23 protein-coding genes are annotated in these 21,139 nt (G+C 65.5%); 15 read left to right on the plus strand and 8 right to left on the minus strand.

The window, feature by feature from the left end:
- Positions 1-1,080, plus strand: a 1,080-nt coding sequence (locus KBY74_RS05855; RefSeq protein ID WP_254941884.1) for a DHHA1 domain-containing protein, incomplete at its 5' end; no start/stop codon positions are given.
- Between the two features lie 43 nt (positions 1,081-1,123).
- On the plus strand, positions 1,124-1,822 hold the full coding sequence (locus KBY74_RS05860; RefSeq protein ID WP_254941885.1) for an SIMPL domain-containing protein: 699 nt from the start codon (positions 1,124-1,126) through the stop codon (positions 1,820-1,822).
- 4 nt (positions 1,823-1,826) lie between these two features.
- Here the strand turns inward: KBY74_RS05860 and speA are convergent, their stop codons facing one another.
- The gene (speA, locus tag KBY74_RS05865) at positions 1,827-3,791 is read right to left on the minus strand and encodes a biosynthetic arginine decarboxylase (protein WP_254941886.1); all 1,965 of its coding nucleotides are present in this window, start codon (positions 3,789-3,791) and stop codon (positions 1,827-1,829) included.
- 95 nt (positions 3,792-3,886) lie between these two features.
- Here speA and ndk point away from each other — a divergent pair, with 95 nt between their 5' ends.
- Positions 3,887-4,345: a nucleoside-diphosphate kinase gene (ndk, locus tag KBY74_RS05870; RefSeq protein WP_254941887.1), complete on the plus strand. Its 459-nt coding sequence runs from the start codon at positions 3,887-3,889 to the stop codon at positions 4,343-4,345.
- Here ndk and KBY74_RS05875 read toward each other — a convergent pair whose 3' ends face one another.
- From KBY74_RS05875 to KBY74_RS05885, 3 genes are read right to left on the minus strand one after another with little or no spacing between them, the layout of a single operon-like run.
- Positions 4,346-5,458: an FAD-binding oxidoreductase gene (locus KBY74_RS05875; protein WP_254941888.1), complete on the minus strand. Its 1,113-nt coding sequence runs from the start codon at positions 5,456-5,458 to the stop codon at positions 4,346-4,348. It lies immediately after the preceding gene.
- Entirely contained in the window at positions 5,455-5,868 is a 414-nt protein-coding gene (locus KBY74_RS05880; protein ID WP_106502710.1) for a type II toxin-antitoxin system VapC family toxin, read from the minus strand. The genes KBY74_RS05875 and KBY74_RS05880 overlap by 4 nt, the downstream gene beginning before the upstream one ends.
- Positions 5,865-6,119, minus strand: coding sequence for a type II toxin-antitoxin system Phd/YefM family antitoxin (locus tag KBY74_RS05885; RefSeq protein ID WP_254932387.1), 255 nt, complete (start codon positions 6,117-6,119; stop codon positions 5,865-5,867). The genes KBY74_RS05880 and KBY74_RS05885 overlap by 4 nt, the downstream gene beginning before the upstream one ends.
- Before the next feature lie 136 nt (positions 6,120-6,255).
- Between KBY74_RS05885 and gatB the strand changes: the two genes are divergently transcribed.
- On the plus strand, positions 6,256-7,764 hold the full coding sequence (gene gatB, locus KBY74_RS05890; protein WP_254941889.1) for an Asp-tRNA(Asn)/Glu-tRNA(Gln) amidotransferase subunit GatB: 1,509 nt from the start codon (positions 6,256-6,258) through the stop codon (positions 7,762-7,764).
- Here gatB and coaE read toward each other — a convergent pair.
- The gene (gene coaE / locus KBY74_RS05895; protein WP_254941890.1) at positions 7,754-8,341 is read right to left on the minus strand and encodes a dephospho-CoA kinase; all 588 of its coding nucleotides are present in this window, start codon (positions 8,339-8,341) and stop codon (positions 7,754-7,756) included. The genes gatB and coaE overlap by 11 nt on opposite strands.
- Before the next feature lie 56 nt (positions 8,342-8,397).
- Between coaE and argJ the strand changes: the two genes are divergently transcribed.
- Together argJ and KBY74_RS05905 are read left to right on the plus strand one after the other, a co-directional pair.
- The gene (gene argJ / locus KBY74_RS05900; protein ID WP_254941891.1) at positions 8,398-9,600 is read left to right on the plus strand and encodes a bifunctional glutamate N-acetyltransferase/amino-acid acetyltransferase ArgJ; all 1,203 of its coding nucleotides are present in this window, start codon (positions 8,398-8,400) and stop codon (positions 9,598-9,600) included.
- Between the two features lie 108 nt (positions 9,601-9,708).
- Positions 9,709-9,885 (plus strand): hypothetical protein, encoded by a 177-nt coding sequence (locus tag KBY74_RS05905; protein WP_254941892.1) that lies wholly within the window; start codon positions 9,709-9,711, stop codon positions 9,883-9,885.
- A gap of 88 nt (positions 9,886-9,973) precedes the next feature.
- Here the strand turns inward: KBY74_RS05905 and KBY74_RS05910 are convergent, their stop codons facing one another.
- On the minus strand, positions 9,974-10,147 hold the full coding sequence (locus KBY74_RS05910; protein ID WP_193486311.1) for a hypothetical protein: 174 nt from the start codon (positions 10,145-10,147) through the stop codon (positions 9,974-9,976).
- Between the two features lie 56 nt (positions 10,148-10,203).
- Between KBY74_RS05910 and KBY74_RS05915 the strand changes: the two genes are divergently transcribed.
- The 3 genes from KBY74_RS05915 to KBY74_RS05925 are packed head-to-tail and all read left to right on the plus strand — an operon-like array spanning position 10,204 to position 12,610.
- Complete coding sequence (locus KBY74_RS05915) at positions 10,204-10,653, plus strand: hypothetical protein (protein WP_254941893.1); 450 nt, start codon at positions 10,204-10,206, stop codon at positions 10,651-10,653.
- A gap of 29 nt (positions 10,654-10,682) precedes the next feature.
- Positions 10,683-10,946, plus strand: coding sequence for a hypothetical protein (locus tag KBY74_RS05920; protein WP_315859039.1), 264 nt, complete (start codon positions 10,683-10,685; stop codon positions 10,944-10,946).
- Complete coding sequence (locus tag KBY74_RS05925) at positions 10,946-12,610, plus strand: AarF/ABC1/UbiB kinase family protein (protein ID WP_254941906.1); 1,665 nt, start codon at positions 10,946-10,948, stop codon at positions 12,608-12,610. Before KBY74_RS05920 ends, KBY74_RS05925 begins: the two co-directional genes overlap by 1 nt.
- An 18-nt stretch (positions 12,611-12,628) precedes the next feature.
- Here KBY74_RS05925 and eno read toward each other — a convergent pair whose 3' ends face one another.
- Positions 12,629-13,924 carry a phosphopyruvate hydratase gene (eno, locus tag KBY74_RS05930; protein ID WP_254941895.1) on the minus strand — a complete coding sequence of 432 codons (1,296 nt, stop codon included), beginning with the start codon at positions 13,922-13,924 and terminating at the stop codon, positions 12,629-12,631.
- A gap of 154 nt (positions 13,925-14,078) precedes the next feature.
- Here eno and gloA point away from each other — a divergent pair, with 154 nt between their 5' ends.
- From gloA to rplA, 6 genes are all read left to right on the plus strand, one after another.
- Positions 14,079-14,471, plus strand: coding sequence for a lactoylglutathione lyase (gloA, locus tag KBY74_RS05935; protein WP_254941896.1), 393 nt, complete (start codon positions 14,079-14,081; stop codon positions 14,469-14,471).
- An 11-nt stretch (positions 14,472-14,482) separates the two neighbouring features.
- Positions 14,483-17,221, plus strand: a complete 2,739-nt coding sequence (locus tag KBY74_RS05940; protein ID WP_254941897.1) for an ATP-dependent Clp protease ATP-binding subunit — start codon at positions 14,483-14,485, stop codon at positions 17,219-17,221.
- A gap of 47 nt (positions 17,222-17,268) precedes the next feature.
- A complete protein-coding gene (gene secE / locus KBY74_RS05945; protein WP_161956167.1) occupies positions 17,269-17,529 on the plus strand; it encodes a preprotein translocase subunit SecE in 261 nt (86 codons plus the stop codon).
- Positions 17,530-17,687: 158 nt separating this feature from the next.
- Positions 17,688-18,296 (plus strand): transcription termination/antitermination protein NusG, encoded by a 609-nt coding sequence (gene nusG, locus KBY74_RS05950; protein ID WP_254941907.1) that lies wholly within the window; start codon positions 17,688-17,690, stop codon positions 18,294-18,296.
- A 104-nt stretch (positions 18,297-18,400) separates the two neighbouring features.
- Positions 18,401-18,826 carry a 50S ribosomal protein L11 gene (gene rplK, locus KBY74_RS05955; RefSeq protein WP_106632872.1) on the plus strand — a complete coding sequence of 142 codons (426 nt, stop codon included), beginning with the start codon at positions 18,401-18,403 and terminating at the stop codon, positions 18,824-18,826.
- Between the two features lie 92 nt (positions 18,827-18,918).
- Positions 18,919-19,626, plus strand: a complete 708-nt coding sequence (rplA, locus tag KBY74_RS05960; RefSeq protein ID WP_254941898.1) for a 50S ribosomal protein L1 — start codon at positions 18,919-18,921, stop codon at positions 19,624-19,626.
- Here rplA and KBY74_RS05965 read toward each other — a convergent pair.
- The gene (locus KBY74_RS05965) at positions 19,610-21,082 is read right to left on the minus strand and encodes an ABC transporter permease subunit (protein ID WP_254941899.1); all 1,473 of its coding nucleotides are present in this window, start codon (positions 21,080-21,082) and stop codon (positions 19,610-19,612) included. The two genes, rplA and KBY74_RS05965, sit on opposite strands and share 17 nt — an antisense overlap.
- Positions 21,083-21,139 lie beyond the last annotated feature (57 nt).

Genomic DNA, 21,139 nt, shown 5'->3' on the forward strand with positions numbered 1-21,139 from the left:
GTCAGCCGCAACCGCTCAGTGTTTGTGCACAGCGGCCGGATCGAGCGGGGCAGCCTGGCCATTGGCGAGCTGGTGAATGCCCAGGTTGACCGGGCCTGCCGCCGCCGCGCTCAGGCAAATCACACAGCTACCCACCTCTTGCAGGCGGCCCTTAAGCAGGTGGTGGATCCGGGCATTGGCCAGGCCGGTTCACTGGTGACCTTTGATCGGCTGCGCTTCGATTTCCACTGCTCCCGGGCCGTGACGCCGGCTGAGCTGGAGCAGATCGAGGCCCTGATTAACGGTTGGATCGCCGATGCCCACACCCTCCAAGTGCAGGAGATGGCAATCGAGGCCGCCAAGGCCGCCGGCGCTGTGGCGATGTTTGGCGAGAAGTATGCCGATGTGGTGCGGGTGGTGGACGTGCCCGGCGTGTCGATGGAGCTCTGCGGCGGCACCCACGTGGCCAATACCGCCGAGATCGGCTTGTTCAAGATCGTGAGCGAGGGCGGCGTGGCTGCCGGCATCCGCCGCATCGAGGCGGTGGCAGGCCCGGCGGTGCTGGCCTATCTCAATGAGCGCGATGCGGTGGTGAAGCAGCTGGGCGACCGCTTCAAGGCCCAGCCCGGCGAGATCGTCGAGCGGGTGGCGGCTCTGGCCGATGAGCTCAAGGCCAGCGGCAAGGCCCTGGCGGCGGCCCGCGGCGAGTTGGCGCTGGCCAAGGCTTCAGCGCTGGCGGGTCAGGCCCAGGCTCTCGGGGAGTTCCAGCTGCTGGTGGCCCGCCTTGATGGCGTCGAGGGTGCCGGCCTGCAGAGCGCGGCCCAGGGCCTGGCCGATCAGCTCGGCGCTGGCGCTGCCGTGGTGTTGGGCGGGCTGCCCGATCCGGCCGATTTGGCCAAGGTGATTCTGGTGGCGGCCTTTGGCCAGGCGGTGATCGCGGCCGGTCCCAAGGCTGGTGCCTTCATCGGCGCGGTGGCCAAGGCCTGTGGCGGCGGCGGCGGCGGCCGGCCCAATTTGGCCCAAGCGGGCGGGCGTGATGGCGCCGCCCTTGATGGGGCGCTGGAGCAGGCCAAGGCGCAGCTGCGGGCTGCGCTCTCTTGAGGCCTGCCTCAGCCAAGCTGTTGCCAGAAAGTACCGAGGCCCGATGACTTGGAATCTGCTCCGGTTGTTGCCGCTGCTGTTGCCCTTGCTACCCGCTGCTGGGTTGGCCCAGTCCCAGGTGCAGCTCGCTTGCACGGGCACCCTGGTTGAGGCTCGTGGCAGCGCCGAGCTGAAGCGAACCACCCAGCGCCTGCGTTTTTCCCTGACCCTGGAAACGGAGGAGCCCAGCACCGATGCGGCCCTGGCCAGCCTGCAGCGACGCCTGGCCGAGGTGCGCACCACGCTCAAAAGCCTGCAGGTGGTTGATCTGGAGGTCACCTCCCCTTCCACCTGGCAGCGGCCCGCTAGCCGTGACAAAGCTGGGGCGGTGCAGGCCAGCCTGCAGGTGTCTGGCCAGCTGGCGCCTACCCAGCTGCAGCCACTGGTGCGTCAGGTGGGCGGGCTGCCTGGGGTGCGCCTGTCGCCCGTGGCCACCGAGGCGGATGCGGCGGGGGATCGGGCCGCCAGGCGGCAGTTGTTGAGAGCCGCCTACCAGGACGCCTTGCAGCAGGCCCAGGACGTGGCTGCTGCGATCGGCCTGCGGGGACTGCAGCCCCTGGAGGTGCAGCTTGAAGGTGGGGGCAGGCCGGTGGCTATGCGGGCCCTGGCCTTGGCTGATGCGGCCGTTCCACCCTTTGATCCCGCTGAGCTGCCTGGTCCGATGGAGCGCCTCAGCTTGCAGGTTCGCTTCTGCGCAAGCTGAAGCCTCAGCCCTGCAGATAGGTGGTCTGACGCAGGCTCGTTCCCAGGTGGGCCATCAGCCGGCGGGCGTCGCTGATGCCCAGAGAGCCTTGGCCGATGGCTGCCTCGCTGGCCACCCGCAGCCGCTCCAGCAGCAGCTCCGGGTTGTGCTCCATCACCTCCAGCACCTCGGCGTTCGTGTCGCCGCGCACCACGTGATCGAGCTGGTAGCCGCCGTTGGCCTTGAGGCGGATGTGCACGGCGTTGGTGCTGCCGAACAGGTTGTGCAGGTTGCCCATCACCTCCTGGTAGGCGCCGCCTAGGAACAGGCCGATCCAGTAGGGCTCTCCTGGACGCAGGTTGTGCAGCTCCAGCAACGGTTTCTCCTGGCCTTGCCCGGAGCTCCTGGCCGGATCGATGAAGCGGGCGATTTTGCCGTCGGAATCGCAGGTGAGGTCGGCGAAGCTGCCCAGCGCTTCTGGTTTTTCGTCGAGGCGGTGAATTGGCAGCACCGGAAACAGCTGGTCGATCGCCCAGGTGTCGGGGGCCGAGCGAAACACCGAGAGGTTGGCGTAGTAGGTGGAGGCCAGGGCTGCTGGCAGGGCCCTTAGCTCCTCGGGGATCACCGTGGCCGCTGGCAGCCCTTTGATCCGCTCGGCGATGGCCTGGCAGCAGGCCCAGGTGAGCTGCTCGGCCAGGCCCCGCTCCGGCAGGCTCAGGTAGCCGAGGCGGAAGGCGGCCAAGGCGTCGTGCTTGAACTTGAGGGCGTCGTTCCAGGCCTCCTGCAGGGCTTCCACGCTGGCCTCAGGCGCTGTGATGGCGGCATAGGTGTCGCGCAGGTTGCGCAGGATCAGGGCTTCGCCCTCTTGGGGTGTGGGCACGGCACCGGGCAGGCTGCCGGCGCCGAGCACGTCGAACACCAGCACTGAGAAGTGGCTAGCCAAGGCCCGGCCGCTTTCGCTCACCAGGGTGGGCACGGGGATGCCGTGGGGTTCGCAGCACTCCTTCACCGTTGCCACCACGTCGTTGGCGTAGTTCTGCAGCGAGTAGTTGGTGGAGGCGGAGCTGGCGGTGCGGCTGCCGTCGTAGTCGATGCCCAGGCCGCCGCCCACATCCAGGTAGCCCATGGGCGCCCCCAATTTGGTGAGCTCCCAGTAGATCTGGCCGGCCTCCTGCAGGGCGTCCTTGAGCACGGCGATGTCGTTGATCTGGCTGCCCACGTGGAAGTGCAGCAGGCGCAGCTCGCCCAGCAGATCGGCGGCCCGCAGAGCCTCCACCGTGGCCAGCAGCTCGGGGATGCCCAAGCCAAACTTTGCCCGTTCGCCCACTGAGCTGCCCCAGCGGCCGGTGCTGCGGGCCGAGAGCTTGGCCCGGATGCCGATCAGGGGTGCTGCACCCAGCTCGCGGCTGGCAGTGATGATCCGCTCCACCTCATCGGCCTGCTCGATTACCACCACCGGTTGGCGCCCCAGGCGCCTGGCCAGGATGGCGGTCTCGATATAGCGCTGATCCTTGTAGCCGTTGCAGATCAGCAAGGCCTCGGGGTCGTCGATCAGGGACAGGGCAATAAGTAGCTCCGCCTTGCTGCCGGCTTCCAATCCGAAGTGCCAGCGCCGGCCGCTGCTCACCAGTTCCTCCACCACATGGCGCTGCTGATTGCACTTCACCGGAAAAACACCCTGGTAGCGGCCGGCGTAGCCGTACTGGGCGATGGCCCGCTCGAAGGCGCCGTGCAGTCGTTCGAGCCGGTCTTCGAGGATGTCGTCGAAGCGAATCAGCAGCGGCAGGCTTAGATCGCGGCCCTGCAGCTCCTGCACCAGCTCCATCAGGTCGAGGGAGCCGCCCCGGTCGCCCCGGGGCTGCACCATCACGTGGCCGCGATCACTCACGGAGAAATAGGGGTCACCCCAGCGATCCAGCCCGTAGAGGGCGGCGCCGGCCGCGGCGCTCCAGTCGGTTGAATTCCGGTTGTCGGGGCTCGTCGCGCTCACGGCAGGGGGCTGGTGGGGGGCGGTGATCACGGCACCACTGTGCTTGCCAATGGGCAGGGCCGCCGCAGACGATGGGCCGGATTGACTTCTTCTCCATGGCCGCCGAACGCTCTTTCATTGCCATCAAGCCCGACGGCGTCCAGCGCGGTCTGGTCGGCGAAATCCTCGGCCGCTTCGAGCGCAAGGGCTTCAAGCTGGTCGGCCTCAAGCAGCTCACCCCCAGCCGCGAGCTGGCTGAAAGTCACTACGGCGTGCACCGCGAGCGCCCCTTCTTCGCCGGCCTTGTGGACTTCATCACCTCTGGTCCAGTGGTGGCGATGGTGTGGGAAGGCGATGGCGTCATCGCCAGCGCCCGCAAGCTCATTGGTGCCACCAAGCCCCTCGAGGCCGAGCCCGGCACGATCCGCGGCGATCTGGCTATCAACATCGGCCGCAACGTGATTCACGGCTCCGATGCCCCCGAAACCGCTGAATTCGAAATCGCACTGTGGTTCCAGCCCTCAGAGCTAAGCGATTGGAGCCCCGCCGACCAGGTGTGGCGCGTCGAGGGTTGATCAGGTCCGCTCAAATCGCCGCCAGCTGAAGTTATTCAGCTGGTCCTGTTCTGCCGGTTCTAGGTCGCCAAGGATTGCTCCCGCCACCAATTCGGCGGTGATCGCGGCCAGCAGCACGCCATTGCGGTGGTGCCCCGCAGCTAGCCACAGGCCGGGGATGGGGCTGGTTCCCAGCAGGGGAGCTTCGTCTGGGGTGTGGGGCCGAAAGCCCCACCAGCGCTCCATCGGCGGCCAGGCGCTCGCCTCCGGCAGCAGGCTGGCTAAGCCCTCCTGCAGCTGGCGCTGGCCGGCGGGGGTGAGCCCTTCGCTGAAGCCCGCCTCGGCTTCGCTGGTGGCTCCTACCACCAGCAGACCGTCTTGCCTCGGCACCAGGTAGGTGCCGGGCCCAAAAATCACTCGCTCCAGGGCCTGCCGCGGCCCCTGCAACGACAGCATCTGGCCTTTCACCGGAGCGATCGGCAGCTGGGGCAGTAGCTGGGCGCTCCAGGCACCGCAGGCCAGCACCGCCCGCTCGGCAGCGAGATGGTGCTCCTCCCCTTCGGCGCTGCGTAGACGCACCCCGCTGAGGGCGCCGGCCGGGTCGCAGACCAGCTCCAGCACCTGGCTGCCCTCCTGAAAGGTCACCCCCAGTTCCACGCAGGCCCGCTCCAGGGCGCGCATCAGCCGGCGGCGGTTGTCGATCTGGCCGTCCTGTTCAAACAGCAGGCCCGCCTGCCAGCGCTCGCCGATGCCGGCAATCTCTTGCTCCAGGCCGCGGCGATCGAGCCGTTGGCCGAAGGCGGCGGTGGGATAGGCATCCCGCTCCGCCGAGGTGGCGAAGGGCACCACGATGCCGCAGGGCCGCAGACCGCAGCTCAGGCCGCTATCGGCTTCGATCTGGGCTACCCAGGAGGGGATGAGCTGCAGGCTGGCCTGCCCCAGGCCGAGCAGGTCGCCGCTGAGCCCCTCGGCGTGGGGCGCCAACATGCCGGCGGCTACAAATCCGGCGGCTTCGCTGCGGCGCCGGCTCAGCACCCGTACTGGCTCGCCGCGGCGGGCGAGCTGGTGCGCCATGGCCAGGCCCATCAGGCCGCCCCCCAGCACTGTGATGGCTGGCCCCTTGGCTGCAGTCATGGCTGGGCCGGCGCCGCTGGCTCCAGCCCCAGCACCGTGGCCCCGCAGGAGCGCAGGGCCGCGTCAGCGGTGAGTAGCAGCAGTGGTTCCTGGCGGCTTTGCACGAGCAGCAGCTGGTCGAAGAGGTCGCTGGGGGCGGCGCTGCTATCCAGCTCGGCCAGGGCCAGCAGGTGCTCATTGCGTAGGGGCAGCCAGTGGAAGTGTTGACGGGTCACCTCCTGCTCCAGGCGGGCCAGGTCGAGCTGCACCCGGCCTTGGCGTTGCTTGAGGGCCAGTTCCCAGAGGCTCACCTGGCTCACGAACACCTCTGCTCCCGGTGCCTGTACGGCGGCGATGGCCCAGGCCGGCAGACGCGGGTCGTCTGCCAGCCACCAGAGCAGCACCTGGGTGTCGAGCAGCAGGCGTTTCATTGCAGCGGTGCGTCGAAGTTGGCGGCGATGGCAATGGCGTGGCGCATGGCGCCCGGCGCGTGGGCGGCGCTGGGCGTGGGAATCCAGGCGCTGAGGCGGGCTACCGGCTTGCCTGCTCTGGCGATCCATATCTCCTCGCCTTGCTCCACCTGAAGCAGCAGGCGGGAGAGCTGGGTTTTGGCCTCATGCACATTCACAAGCTGGGGCCGGTTGCTTGGTGCTGGCTCAGGGGGGAATGGCGGGTAGGCCATGGCTGCAAAAACCTCTGGACTTAGTTTTAGCTTAGCTAAACAGCGCAAATCACTATCCGCCCCGGAGCCCCCTCGCCCCCGTGAGGCCGGCGTCCAGTACCTCCCCATAGGATCGGCTCAGGCATCGATACAGGCCATGACAGGCGCGGCAGTAGCACCAGCATCACCAGTCCCATCCCCGCAGCTCCCTTGGGAGGCGGTGATTGGCTTGGAGACCCATGTGCAGCTGGGCACCGCCAGCAAGATTTTCACCAGCGCCTCCACCGCCTTCGGCGACGCCCCCAACACCCACATCGACCCGGTGGTGTGTGGCCTGCCCGGCACCTTGCCAGTGCTTAATCAAAAGGTGCTCGAGTATGCAGTGAAGGCAGCCCTTGCCCTCAACCTGCGCATTGCCGAGCACAGTAAGTTTGATCGCAAACAATATTTTTATCCCGATCTGCCCAAGAATTATCAAATCTCCCAATTCGATGAGCCAATCGCTGAAGATGGTTGGATTGAAGTTGAGGTGGCCGAAAAAGGCAAAGAAACCTATTTGAAGCGCATCGGTATAGAGCGGCTTCACATGGAAGAAGACGCCGGCAAATTGGTACACGCCGGTAGTGATCGCCTAGACGGCTCTACCCACTCCCTGGTGGACTACAACCGCGCCGGAGTAGCTCTGGCTGAGATTGTTAGCAAGCCGGATTTGCGCACCGGCCGCGAGGCGGCGGAATACGCCTCGGAGATTCGCCGGATCATGCGTTATCTGGGCGTGAGTGATGGCAACATGCAGGAGGGTTCCTTGCGCTGCGATGTAAATATATCCGTGCGGCGCGGCCCTGATGCCCCCTTCGGCACCAAGGTGGAAATTAAGAATATGAATTCCTTCTCGGCTATCCAGAAGGCGATTGATTACGAGATTCAGCGCCAGATCAAGGCCTACGAAACCGGCGAGCCGGTGCGGCAGGAAACCCGCCTTTGGGATGAATCCAAACAGCTCACTAAGAGCATGCGCGGTAAGGAGGGAGCTAGCGACTACCGCTACTTCCCCGATCCCGACCTTGGCCCCATCGAGGTGAGTGACGCCCAGCGGGAGGGCTGGCGCGCCGAGCTGCCCGAGTTGCCCGCTGCTAAGCGGCACCGCTACGCCGACCAGCTGGGTCTGTCGATCTACGACGCCCGAGTGCTTACCGATGAGCGCTCGATGGCTGAATATTTCGAGGCCGCGGTGGCCGCCGGCGCTGACGCTAAGGGCATCGCCAACTGGGTCACCGGCGACATTGCCGCCTATGTAAATGCCAACAGGCTGGCTATTGCCGAGTTGCCCCTTAAGCCCGAGCAGCTAGCTGAGCTGGTGCAGCTGATTGAGGGCGGAATTATTAGCGGCAAGATCGCTAAAGAGATTCTGCCCGAGTTGCTTGAGCAGGGCGGTTCCGCCAAGGCGATCGTGGCGGAGCGCGGCCTGGGCATGATCAGCGACCCCGCTGCTATTACGGCGATTGTGGAGGAGCTGCTGGCTGCCCACCCCGAGGAGGTGGAAGCCTTCCGCGGCGGTAAAACCAAGTTGCAGGGCTTCTTTGTGGGTCAGCTGATGAAAAAAACCGGTGGCAAGGCCGACCCCAAACTGGCCAACCAGATTCTGATTCAGAAGCTCAACGGCTGAGCACCTGCTCCACTTCGGTGGCTAACTGCTCGGGCTCGCCCCGGTTGTTAAGCACCACATCTGCCAGCTGGCGCTTGCGCGCCAGCGGCCACTGGGCAGCTATCCGGGCGCGGGCATCGGCCTCGCCCAGGCCATCTCGGGCCATCAATCGCTGCAGCTGCTGCGACTCGTCGCAGTCCACCAGCCACACCTCGCTGCAGAGGGTCTCCAGGCCCGCCTCAAATAGCAGCGGCACCACCAGCACCACTACCGGCTCCGCCGCCAGCTCCTGCAGCTGGGCTTTAAAGCACGCTCGCACAACTGGATGCAGCAGCTGCTCCAGCCAGCGGCGCTCGGCGCCATCGCCAAACACGATCCGCCCCAGGGCGGCGCGATCGATCTCTCCGCCGGGCGCCTGGACCCCAGCCCCGTAGCGCCCCAGCACCGCGCCGGCCCCAGTGCTGCCCGGCGCTAGGGCTTCTCGTGCGTACACATCCGCATCCAGCAGCGGCAGACCCCGCGCCGCCAGCAGCCGGCCCACGCTGCTCTTGCCGCTGGCGATGCCACCGGTGAGGCCAATGCGGCGTGCAGCAACCATGGCTTGAGAAGGGGCGTGGCGCTATTCCATGCTCAGGTTCGCAGCAGCTGCAGCCCGTGACCCACCCCTGGCACCCGATCCCCGGCGGCATCACCGCCCCCCGTGGCTTCCAAGCCGCCGCTGTGACCGCGGGCCTGAAGGCTTCCGGCAATCCCGACCTCTCCTTGCTGCTGGCGCCCGAGGGAGCCGTGTGCGCTGGCACCTTCACCACCTCGGTGGTGCGGGCCGCCTGCGTGGATCTCTGCGCCGAGCGCCTGGCGGATTCAGGCGGTCATGCCCGGGCGGTGCTCACCAATTCCGGCCAGGCCAATGCCTGCACCGGCGATCGGGGCCTGATCGATAGCCTGCGGGCCACCCAGGCCGTCGCCGATCGGTTGGGTCTGGCGCCTGAAGAGGTGCTGATCTGCTCCACCGGTGTGATCGGCGTACCGATTCCGATGGGCACCTTGCTGGCGGGCCTTGATCCCTTGGTGGCGGCCCTCAGCCCCGAGGGTGGCGCTGCGGCAGCCACCGCCATCCTCACCACCGATCTGGTGGCTAAGCAGATCGCCCTGGAGGCGGATCTGGGCGGCCGCAGCGTCCGCATCGGTGGCATGGCCAAGGGCTCGGGAATGATCCATCCAAATATGGCCACGATGCTGGGCTACCTCAGCTGCGATGCGGGCGTGCCCGCCGAGGTGTGGCAGGCGATGGTGCGGCGGGCGGTGGATCGCTCCTTTAATGCGATCACGGTGGACGGCGACACCAGCACCAATGACACGTTCCTGGCCTTTGCAGCCGGGGAGCTCCTAGGCCACGAGCACTACGAAGCGCTGGAGGCCGGCCTGACGGCGGTGTCGCAACACCTGGCCAAGGCGATTGCCCGCGATGGCGAGGGCGCCACCTGCCTGATCGAGGTGCAGGCGCAGGGCGCTGCCGATGACGCCGGCGCTCGTGCCATTGCGCGCACCGTGTGCGGCTCGTCGCTGGTGAAATGCGCCGTGCATGGCCGCGACCCCAACTGGGGCCGGATCGTGGCCGCCGCCGGCCGGGCCGGCGTGCCCTTTGCTGCTGATCTGGTGGCTCTGTGGCTGGGCGAGCACCAGCTGATGGCGGCTGGCCAGCCCTTGGCTTTCGATCGTGCCGCCGCCAGCACCTATCTGCAGAGCGACACGGTGATTATTCGCCTGGTGGTGGGCGATGGCCCTGGCACAGGTGTCGCCTGGGGCTGCGACCTTTCGGCTCAATATGTCTGCATCAACGCCGATTACACGACCTAATTATCTGAAGGCAAACCAAACGAGTCTTCAGCCCATCGCCGTTGGAATTCCTACAGTGATTAGAATTCCAAATGTGATTAAAGGTCTTGGTCGAGGAGAGCAGCAGCGATGAGCAACCCCCTATGGATGCTTGTGCCCTGGGCGGTTTTTGCAATCGCGGCAGGAATCAAGTTTTGGCGCTTGACCAGCCTGTTCCGCAGGCACCTAATCGGCGCCCCGTCCGGCACCGAGCAGTTCAGGAGCTCCCTTGAGCGAGCCTGGGCTAAGGACCAGCAGGCCGCCTGACAGAGCTCCGCAAGAGCCGTTACAAATTGTGATATGTTTGGGTTTGGTCATCGAGCGGTCCTGGACGGGTCCGCTTTTTTATTGGCCTTTATTTGTTGATCGCTCGCCAAATCCACCAAATAACCAGCCCCAGCAGCGCCCATGGCAGCAGCGCTCTAAAAACAACTGCCACCAGCAACACCACCAGCAACGACACCGCGGTGCGCTTTGTCAAAGCCTTCGCCTCGTCGCTCATGAAGCGCCAGCGGGGAATCAGGGCCATCTGTTCTTAGGCGGGGACTCCCCCCAGCAAAGCCCCTCCCCCTAGATTTGGCACCTATGGCTCAAGTGGCTTCGGTTTCAGCAGCTCCGCCATCCCAGCAACGCCCCCGATGGCAGGTGCCATTACTGGTGGGCTTTTGCTTTGGCCTCGGTTATGGCGTCACCCAGCGGCTGCTTGCCCTGCAGCTGCCTTCCCTGGTGCGCCTTGGTCAGGGCTTTGAGGTGCGGCCCTTCCCGGGCACCTCGCTGGAGAGCCTGCGGCTGCGGTTTGGCGCTGAAAACCAGGACATCCGCGGTGACGCCGATCTTTTGCAGTTAGAGCAGCAACCCGACACAGCGGCTCCCGCCGCCAGCGAAGCTAAGCCGCCCCAGGAGTTGCCCTCGCCCGCGGCTGAACCGGAAGCCCAGGCTGTCCCCGCTGACGCGCCCAGCCTGGATGCCCCGCCGCCTCCAGATTTGCCTGGCGCTGATCTGCCACAGTCCACACCTGCTGCCAGGCCCCAATGAGTGCGCCGCAATCGCTTGTCCAAGCTGCCTTGCAGCGCTTGGGGGCTCGCTTAGGCAGCGGCCTCGTTGATGCGGCCGCCAATCTGGCTCTGCTGGCCCAGGACGCTCCGGAGCGGCTGCGTCAGGAGTTTCAGCTTTTCTGGGACGAAGTGGAAGCAGAAGCTGCCCGGATCGAGAGGGACGATGAGCCGGAGGTAGCCATCACGGCGCCGTCTGCGGATATCCAGGATCAAATCGATGCCCTGCGCGCCCGGGTGGCGGCCATGGCTCGCCGACTGGACCAGGATTCGTGATCCTGCTTAGGCCGCTGCGCATCTGGTGGTTGGCCCTGGCCCTGCTGCTCGGTCTGTGGTGGGACGGCCAGGCCTGGAGCTATGTCGGTGGTGTCACCCCAGAGCGGCAGCGGAGTCGCCAGCGCCGCCGGGCCCGCTGGCTCACCCAGGCGTTCCTGGGGCTTGGCTCAGCCTTTATCAAGCTGGGCCAATTGCTTTCGGCCCGTCCCGACGTGCTGCCCGCTGAACTGGTGGAGGAGCTAGCCACCCTGCAGGACCGGGTTCCCGCCTTCCCCTTTGCGGTGGTGCAAGACCTGCTGGAGCAGGAGTTGGGTGAGCGCTGCGCCGAGATAATTGACCTGGAGAGCGAGCCGCTGGGTTCGGCCAGCCTGGCCCAAGTGCACCGCGCCAGCCTGCGCAGCGGCCGTCAGGTGGTGTTCAAGGTGCAGCGCCCTGGCTTGGAGCGCACCTTCCGGCTCGACCTTGAGGTGATGCAACAAGTTGCCGCGGCGGTGCAGCGCCATCCCCGCTGGGGCCGCGGCCGCGACTGGATCGGCATTGCCCAGGAGTGCCGGCGGGTTTTGCTCAGAGAGCTCGACTTCCGGCTGGAGGCCGAGCACGCGGCCCGCTTCCGCCAGCAGTTTCTTGACGATCCCGGCATCCGCATTCCAGCCGTGGTGTGGGAATTGAGTACCCGCCGGGTGCTTTGCCTCGACTATGTGCCCGGCATCAAGATCACCGATCGCCAGGCCCTGATCGAGGCTGGAATCGTGCCCGCCGCCGTAGCGGAAAAGGGCGCCGCCAGCTACCTGCAGCAGCTGGTGCGGTTTGGCTTTTTCCACGCAGATCCCCACCCCGGCAACCTGGCCGTTGCCGCCGATGGGGCCCTCATCTACTACGACTTCGGCATGATGGGCCAGCTCTCCAGCCGCCTGCGGAGCCGCCTGGGCAGCATGGTTCGTGCCGCAGCTGGCCGCGACGCAGCTGGTTTGGTCAAGGAGCTGCAGCAAGCGGGTGTGATTGCACCTGGCGTTGATCCGGGCCCGGTGCGGCGCCTGGTGAGGGTGATGCTGGAAGAGGCGCTGACGCCTCCTTTTTCCGCCAATGTGCTTGAGCGCCTGTCGGGCGACTTATACGACCTGGTTTACGGACAGCCCTTCAGGTTGCCCCCAGAGCTGATCTTTGTGATGCGGGCCCTCTCCACCTTTGAGGGGGTCGGCCGCAGCCTCGATAGCGGCTTTAGTTTGGTGGCGATTGCCCGCCCCTACCTACTTCCCCTAATGACTTCAAGCGGTGCCAGTGGTTCTGGTGTTGGCGGTAGTGCAAACGACCTCTTCAATGAAATCTCGCGCCAGGCGGCAGAGGTGGGCAGCCGCGCCTTGGGTATTCCCAAACGATTAGACGACAGCCTGGCTCGGATCGAGCAGGGCGACCTCCAGGTGCAGATTCGCGCCGGCGAAACGGATCGCCTGCTACGGCGCTTGGCCCTGGCCCAGCAGGCTGCGGGTCAGTCGATGCTGCTAGCTGGTTTGGCAGTTGCAGCGGCCCTGCTGGCGGTCAGTGCTCGGCCCGCCTTAGTAGTCATTCCCCTGCTGGCCAGCCTGCCTGTGGGGCTCAGCTGGGTCAAGCTGCAGGGCCGGCTTAAGCGCGATGGCCGGATTGATCAATTGCCCACTTCTCGCTGAGCAAAGAGGCGGTTGAGCTCAGGCCTTGCCCCGGGGTCCCCGGTTTTCAGCGCCGGCGTAGATCGCCTGGCTGCCGAGTTCGTCCTCAATCCGGAGCAGTTGGTTGTATTTAGCTACCCGATCGGAGCGACTGAGGGATCCGGTTTTGATCTGGCCGGCGCGGGTGGCCACGGCGAGGTCGGCGATGGTGGTGTCTTCGGTTTCGCCGGAGCGGTGGCTGATGACGCTGGTGTAGCCAGCCCGGCCGGCCAGATCGATCGCCTGCAGGGTTTCGGTGAGCGAGCCGATCTGATTCACTTTGATCAGAATTGAATTGGCGACACCAAGATCGATGCCCCGCTGTAGCCGGGCGGTGTTGGTCACAAACAGGTCGTCGCCCACCAGCTGCACCGTTTTGCCAAGGCGCTCGGTGAGTAGGGCCCAACCATCCCAGTCGTCTTCGGCGATGCCGTCTTCAATTGAAACGATCGGGAACCGGCTGGCCAACTGGGCTAACTGGTCCACCATCTCGGCGCTGCTGTAGCTTCCGCCGCCGAAGTTGTAGCGGCCATCTTTGAAAAACTCGGTGCTGGCCACATCCAGAGCTAGGGAGATCTGGTCGCCGGGCCGATAACCTGCCTTCTCGATTGCTTGCACCAGCAGTTCTCCGGCGGCGTCATTGCTGGCCAGGTCGGGAGCAAAGCCGCCCTCATCGCCAACGGCGGTTGAGAGGCCCTGGCTGTTCAGCAAACCCTTGAGGGTGTGGAACACCTCTGCGCCCATTCGCAGGGCTTCGCGGAAGCTGCTGGCGCCATGGGGCACCAACATGAATTCCTGAAAATCCATGTTGTTGGAGGCGTGGGCGCCGCCGTTGATCACATTCATCAGCGGCACCGGCAACAGGTTGGCCAGCGGGCCGCCTAGGTAGCGGTAGAGGGGCAGGCCGACGCCGTTGGCGGCTGCCCGGGCGGTGGCCAGGCTCACGGCCAACACGGCGTTGGCACCGAGGCTGGACTTGTTATCACTGCCGTCGAGTTCGGCCATGGCACCGTCCACGGCGCTTTGGTCAAGGGCGCTGAGGCCACAAAGGGCCGGGGCGATTCGCTCTTCGATGTTGTTGACGGCTTGGGTGACGCCCTTGCCGAAGTAACGGCTGCCGCCATCGCGCAGCTCATGGGCCTCATGGGCACCGGTGCTAGCGCCACTCGGCACAATCGCCCGGCCGCTGGCGCCTCCCTCCAGCAGCACCTCGGCCTCCACCGTGGGTGTGCCGCGGGAATCCAACACCTCCCGTGCCACCACGGTGTCAATAACAAGGTCGAGGGAATCGATCACGTTGAAGTGCCATTGGCGCTCTCTGTCGAGATCCTATGGGTCACCCCCACCCATCCATTTGTGCTGATGGGTACCGCCCTTGGGGTTGCTCGCCACAGTTGCTCGCCACAATGGAATTTGTTGTGCCCAGGTTGATGCCTGGCCTGATCCGCTGATGCGCATGCTGCACACCATGCTCCGGGTTGGCGATCTGGAGCGCTCCCTCACCTTTTATACGGAGGTGTTGGGGATGCGGATGCTGCGCCGCAAGGACTATCCCTCAGGCCGTTTCACCCTCGCCTTTGTGGGTTACGGCGAGGAGAGGGACACCACCGTGCTGGAGCTAACTCACAACTGGGACACCAGTCACTACGACCTTGGTGCGGGCTATGGCCACATCGCCCTAGGAGTGGAGGATATCCAGTCGGTTTGCGATGCAATCCGGGCTAAGGGCGGCAAGGTGGTGCGCGAACCCGGTCCGATGAAGCACGGCAACACGGTGATCGCCTTTGTGGAAGATCCTGATGGCTACAAGGTGGAACTAATCCAGCTCTCCTCCCGCGGCTGACCGCTAAGCCCATGCCCCCAAGCCTCACCAGCGAACCAGATCGCTTCAGCGAAGACGCCTGGGAGTTGCTCTTGGCCTCCCAGGACACGGCTCGCCGTTGGCGCCATGGAGCCATGGATGTGGAGCACCTGCTGCAGACCCTGCTGCTGGAAAGACGCTTCGGGCGCTGGCTGGATCCCCTGCCGCTTGAGCCCGATCGCCTGCTCGATCAGCTCGAGAGTTTCTGCGTCGACCAACCCGGCAGCGCCGGCGGTGAGCTGTACATCGGCGATGCCCTTGAGGATCTGCTCGAGGATGGGGACCGCTGCCGGGCCGCCTGGGGGGACTCTCTTTTAGACGTATCCCACCTGCTGGTCGCTTTGGTGCGCGATCCCCGGATCGGGGCGTCGTTGCTGGCGGCTGAGGGGCTCAGCGAAGACTTGCTGCAACGCCAGTTTCGGCCTGGCTCCCCTGCCAGCCCAGCCCCACCGGCTCCTGCTCCCCCGCAGGCGCCAGCTCCCCCCCCGGATGCCTGGATCGACGCGGGCCCGTCTCCGCTTGCGCCGGTGGCCGCGGCCCCGCTTGCAGCCCCACAGGCTGTCGCCCCACTGGAGCAGGAGCCGCCCGAGCCCAGCGCCCTGGAGCGCTATGGCCGGGACCTCACTGCAGCGGCCCGGGCCGGCGAACTCGACCCGGTGATCGGCCGCGACTTGGAGATGCGACGCCTGATTCAGGTGCTCTCACGCCGCAGCAAGAACAACCCGGTGCTGATTGGGGAGCCCGGCGTCGGCAAGACCGCCGTGGCCGAGCTGCTGGCCCAGCGGATCGTGGCCGGTGAAGTGCCCGACTCGCTCCAGGGTCTGCGGCTGGTGGCCCTGGATTTGGGCGCCTTGATCGCAGGGGCCAAGTTTCGCGGCCAGTTTGAGGAGCGCCTGCGGGCCGTGCTCAAGGAGGTGCACGACGCCGATGCCGTTCCTGGGGCAGCCGGGGTAGTGCTGTTTATCGACGAGCTGCATACGGTGGTGAGCGGCGATCGCTCCAACGCCGACGCCGGCAGCGTGCTCAAGCCAGCCCTGGCTCAGGGCTATCTGCGCTGCATCGGCGCCACCACCGCCGAGGACTACCGCCGCAGCATCGAGAAGGATCCGGGCCTGGAGCGCCGCTTCCAGCAGGTGCTGATCAAGGAGCCAGGCCTCGACACCAGTGTGGAAATTCTGCGGGGCCTAAAGGAGCGCTACGAGTTGCACCACGGCGTGGCCATCACCGACCAGGCTTTGGTGGCGGCAACTCGCCTGGCCGACCGCTACATCACCGATCGTTGTTTGCCCGATTCGGCCATTGATCTGGTGGATGAGGCCGCCGCCCAGTTGCGCATGGAGGTCACCTCCAAGCCCCAGCTGGTGGAAGCTGCCGAGGCCGAGCTGCGCCGGGTGGAGCTGGCCCTGCTCTCGGCTGAGGCGGCGCCGCTGGAGGAGCGGCTGCAGTTGCAGGAGCAGCGCCGCCGCGCCACCGAGGCCCTGCAGGCGTTGCAGCAGCGCTGGCAGGCGGAGCGGGAGCGACTGGCGGAGCTGCGGGAGCTGTTGCAGCAAGACGAAGACCTACGCCACGCCATTACCGAGGCCGAGCGGGAGGGTGACTATGAGGAAGCAGCCCGGTTGCAGCACGACCAGCTCAATGGCTTGCAGCAGCGCCGCGAAACCCTTGAGGCCGAACTGAAGGGGGAGACGATCCTGCGTGAACAGGTGGAGGAGGGCGACATCGCCGATGTGGTGGCCCGCTGGACCGGCATTCCGGTGCAGCGCCTGCTGGCGGGGGAGCGCCAGAAATTGCTGGAGCTGGAGCAACTCTTGGGCGAGCGGGTGGTTGGCCAGCTAGAGGCGGTGGCGGCGGTGGCCGCGGCGATCCGCCGCGCTAGGGCCGGTATGCAGTCGCCAACGCGGCCGGTGGGTTCGTTTTTATTTCTGGGCCCCACTGGCGTGGGCAAAACCGAGCTCGCTAAGGCTCTGGCGGCGGCGCTTTTCGACGAGGACGATGCCCTGGTGCGCCTCGACATGAGCGAATTCATGGAGCGCAACGCCGTGGCCCGGCTGGTGGGGGCACCCCCTGGCTATGTGGGCTACGAGGAGGGCGGCCAGCTCACCGAGGCGGTGCGGCGCCGGCCCTACGCGGTGCTGTTGCTTGATGAGGTGGAGAAGGCCCACCCGGAGGTGTTCAATTTGCTGCTGCAGGTGCTCGACGACGGCCGCCTCACCGATTCCCAGGGCCGCACTGTGGACTTCCGCCACACGGTGGTGATCATGACCAGCAACCTGGCCAGCCGCGCCATCCTCGACAGTGCGAGGGCGACACGGGAGGCGGGTGTGGAGCCTGACCAGCAGAGCTGGCTCGATCAGCAGACCTGGCTCGACCAGCAAATAGACCAGGCACTAGCCAGCCAGTTTCGGCCGGAATTCCTTAACCGCATTGACGAGGTGATCCGCTTCCGCCCCCTTGGTCCAGCCGACCTGCAGCGCATCGTGCGTCTGCAACTGGCCGAGCTGGCCCGGCTGCTGGCTGAGCAGCACCTGGAGCTGGAGGTGCCGGAGCCGGTGGTGCAGGCCCTGGCTGAGCAGGGTTACGAGCCCGAATACGGCGCTCGGCCCCTGCGGCGGGTGCTGCGGCGCCAGCTGGAAAATCCCCTGGCGACCGAGCTGCTGGCGGAGCGCTTCAGTGGCGCACGGGGCGTGCGTGTTGAGCCGGGCAATCCCTTGACCTTTGTGCCCCTCGGCTAGGGTGTTCGTTTGCCGGTACGCGCGGACGCCCCCGTGCGCGAGCGCCAGTGGACCCAACCCCCCAAACTCCCGACTCCAAAGAGGCAGAACCCAGCCCCGATGCGTCCATCTCGCCTGCCGCAGCCTCGGCGGTGCCTGATGGCTTTGCTGCCGCCACCCTGGCGGAACTCCGCAAAGTCGTTTGGCCCAGCCGTCAGCAGCTGTTTAGCGAATCGGTGGCCGTGATCTTGATGGTGAGTCTCTCGGCGGCAGCGATCGCCGCCATCGATCGTTTTTATGGCTGGGGGGCCAATCAGGTGTTCCGTTGAGCCGATCCGTAGTCGATCCCCCGTCCGTTGATCCCGTTTCTTTCCTGAGCCCCGTGTCCGAGTCCCTGACCGACAGCCAAATCGAAGCCACTGAGCTTGCGGCCGAAGCCACTGAGCTTGCGGCAGAAGAGCTCGAGCTTGCGGCCGAAGAGCTCGAGCTGGTGCCCCAATTACTGGAAGCACCGGCGCCGGTGGAGAAGATGCAGGTGGCCCGCTGGTATGCGGTGCAGGTGGCCTCCAGCTGCGAGAAGAAGGTGAAGGCCACGCTCGAGCAGCGGGCCGTCACCTTGGGCGTCGACAACCGGATCCTTGAGATCGAGATCCCCCAGACCCCGGGGATGAAGCTGAAGAAGGATGGCTCGCGCCAGAGCACGGAGGAAAAGGTATTTCCCGGCTATGTGCTGGTGCGAATGGTGCTCGACGAAGACACCATGATGGCGGTGCGCAGCACCCCCAACGTGATCAATTTCGTGGGGGCAGAGGAGCGGCGCGCAACGGCCAAGGCCCGCGGCCACATCAAGCCCCGGCCGCTCAGCCGCACGGAAGTGGATCGCATCTTTAAGCGAGCCGCAGAAAAGAAGGCAGTCGTCAAGGTGGATCTCGCCGAAGGCGATCAGATCCTGGTCACGGCTGGTCCTTTCAAGGATTTCCAGGGCGAGGTGATCGAGGTTTCCGGCGAGCGCAACAAGCTCAAGGCCCTGCTCTCGATCTTTGGCCGGGAAACCCCGGTGGAGCTCGAGTTTTCCCAGATCAGCAAGCAGAGCTAGGTTTCGGCCCCGCTCAGCGGCCGTCTCCCTGCGGAGGGCGGCCGTTTCAGTTCACATCCCCGGCGATGGGGGTGATCCGCAGATTCGCCCCGTAGCCTTAGACGATGGCCAAGAAAGTCGTTGCCGTTATCAAGCTGGCCCTCCAGGCCGGCAAAGCCAACCCCGCGCCGCCGGTGGGCCCTGCCCTCGGTCAGCACGGCGTCAACATCATGGCGTTCTGCAAGGAGTACAACGCTCGGACGCAGGAGAAGGCTGGATATGTGATCCCGGTTGAAATTTCGGTCTTTGAAGACCGCAGCTTCACCTTCATCACCAAGACCCCTCCCGCTTCCGTGCTGATCTCCAAAGCAGCCGGTATCGAGAAGGGTGCCGCCACCTCTGCCAAGGGTTCGGTGGGTGCCATCAGCCGCGCCCAGCTCGAGGAGATCGCCAAAACCAAGCTGCCCGACCTCAACTGCACCAGCGTTGAATCGGCCATGCGCATCATCGAAGGCACCGCCCGCAACATGGGCGTCGCCGTTAACGATTAATTCCACCCCTTATTCGGGGGAGATCCAGGCAGCCTTGACCAGTTCATCTGCTCAACAGCCACGCCCTGAATCGCCCGTACCCCATCCCCACCATGCCGAAAATCTCTAAGCGCTTCTTAGCGCTCAGCGCCAAGGTCGAAGACCGCAGCTACGGCCCCCTCGAGGCCATTGAGCTGGTTCAGACCAACGCCAACGCCAAGTTTGACGAAACCCTGGAGGCCCACGTGCGCCTCGGGATCGATCCCAAGTACACCGACCAGCAGCTGCGCACCACCGTGGCCCTGCCCAACGGCACCGGCCAGTCGATCCGCATTGCCGTGATCGCCCGCGGTGAAGCCGTGGCCGCCGCCAAGGCTGCCGGCGCCGACCTCGCTGGCGACGACGATCTGGTGGATCAGATCGCCAAGGGCGAGATGAACTTCGATTTGTTGATCGCCACCCCGGACATGATGCCCAAGGTGGCCAAGCTTGGCCGGGTGCTAGGTCCCCGCGGCCTGATGCCCAACCCCAAGGCCGGCACCGTCACCACCGATCTGGCTGGCGCCATCAACGAGTTCAAGGCCGGCAAACTTGAGTTCCGCGCCGACCGCAGCGGCATCGTGCACGTGCGCTTTGGCAAGGCCAGCTTCACTGCGGCCAAATTGCTCGAGAACCTCAAGGCCCTGCAGGAGACCATCGATCGCAATAAGCCCAGCGGTGCGAAAGGCCGCTATTGGAGGAGCCTCTATGTGACCTCCACCATGGGCCCCTCGGTGGAAGTTGACTTCTCGGCCCTGCAGGACCTCAAGCAGGAAGGCTGAGTCGCCGCTCCAGCTGCTTGAACAGCAGCGAGGCCGTGGTGGTCATCACTAGGTAAACCAAGGCCACCGCTAGGTAAACCTCAAACGCCCGGTAGCTGGTGGCCACCACCAGCTGCCCTTGGCGGAAAAGTTCGTCGAAGCCGATCACCGCCGCCAGGCTGGTGTCCTTAATCAGCGTGATGAACTCATTGGCTAAGGAGGGCAGCACCCGCTGCAGGGCCTGGGGCATGATCACTAGCTGCAGCGCCGTTAGGGGCTTGAGACCCAGGGCCCTTGAGGCCTCCCATTGGCCCCGGTCAATGGAAATAATTCCTGCTCGTAGGGTTTCTGCCAGGTAGGCAGCGCCGTTTAGCCCTAGGGCGAGCACTGCGGCAGCGAAGCGATCTAGTTGCAGCTCTAGTCCCATTTGGCGGGCTAGGGCAGGCACGCCGAAGTAAATCACGAACAGCTGCACCAAAATTGGCGTGCCGCGAAAGAAGTCGACGTAGATGCGGCAGCAGCGCTGCATTACTGGGTTGGCCCCCAGTAGCCCCGCAGCTACCAGGCCAGCTCCGATCAGGCCTAGGCCGAAGGAGCAGAGGGTTAGCGCCAGGGTCACGCCCGCACCGCGGATCAAATTGCGCAGCAACTGCACCCCGTCAAGTCCGGCGCTATCGCTGCGGCTATCGAGAGCAGGGGCTCGCTGGGGTAGAGCTGGCGGGCTCTGCCCAAACCAACGCTCATAGATACGGGCGTAGCTGCCATCGGCCAGTACCTGGCCCAGCCCCTTGTTTACTGCTTCGCGCAGGCCAGAGCCCTTGGGGAAGGCGATGCCGTAGAAGTCGCTAGTGAGGGGCTTGCCGGCGATCTCGATGCCATCGAGGCCAGCGGTTTCGATCGCGTAAAGGGTGGCAGGCAGGTCATTTACGTAGGCCTCCACGTGGCCGTTCAGAAGCTCCTGCAGGGCAAGAGGACCTGAATCAAAGGTGCTGAGCTTGGCTCCCGGCACGGCTGCCATGGCCTTTGCACCCGTGGAACCGATCTGAACGGCGATCGTGCGTCCTTCTAGATCTTTGAGGTTGGCGATGCCCCGGGTGCCTCGCCGCACAACTATGCCCAAGCCAGCGGCAAAATAGGGGCGCGAAAAGTCGACGGTTTCGGCCCGCTCTGCGGTGATCGTCATGGCGCTGATCGCCAGGTCGAGGTTGCCCGCTTGCAGGGCAGGTATCAGGCCATCGAAGGGCAGAGCTGTGAGCTTTAGCCGCTGGCCAGTGCGCTTGGCGATCGCTTCGATCAGTTCGATATCGAAGCCCCGCAGCTCGCCGCTGGCGCCATCAGTCATGCCGAAGGGGGCATAGGTGGGATCGGTGCCTACGGTCCAGGTGGGGGCCGCTCCAGCTGGAATTGCCAGGCCGACCACCAAGGCCATCACCAAGCTGAGCAGCAGCTTGGCGCCGCGGCGGCGAGAGGCAGGCATGGCTGGGCTCGGGTGTGGGCAGTGTGTAGTGTGGACCTCTGGCTTTGTCCAGAAGGG

The sequence above is a fragment of the Cyanobium sp. A1C-AMD genome (assembly GCF_024346495.1).
GTDB lineage: Bacteria > Cyanobacteriota > Cyanobacteriia > PCC-6307 > Cyanobiaceae > Cyanobium_A > Cyanobium_A usitatum.